The sequence below is a fragment of the Pseudomonas sp. HY13-MNA-CIBAN-0226 genome, from assembly GCF_040310305.1.
In the GTDB taxonomy this organism is placed as follows: Bacteria; Pseudomonadota; Gammaproteobacteria; order Pseudomonadales; family Pseudomonadaceae; genus Aquipseudomonas; species Aquipseudomonas gregormendelii.
Map to the genome: position 1 here is coordinate 1 of NZ_JBEOPS010000432.1, position 253 is coordinate 253.

1 protein-coding gene is annotated in these 253 nt (G+C 67.2%); it reads left to right on the top strand.

What is annotated here, in order from left to right:
- Window positions 1-253 (top strand): tyrosine-type recombinase/integrase (locus AAEZ05_RS29395; RefSeq protein ID WP_350650149.1); only part of this gene is annotated, 253 nt, incomplete at both ends.

The following is a 253-nucleotide window of genomic DNA, read 5'->3' on the forward strand; positions in this document are numbered from 1 at the left end:
GGCGAGGAGGCGATTGTGTGGGTCGAGCGCTACATGCGCGATGCGCGCCACGAACTGCTCGGTGGGCGCCCCAGCGACGTGCTGTTTCCCAGTCAGCGCGGCGAGCAGATGACCCGCCAGACCTTCTGGCACCGCATCAAGCACCAGGCCAAAGTGGCCGGGATCGGCAAGGCGCTGTCGCCCCACACCCTGCGCCATGCGTTCGCCACCCACTTGCTCAACCACGGCGCGGATTTGCGCGTGGTGCAAATGC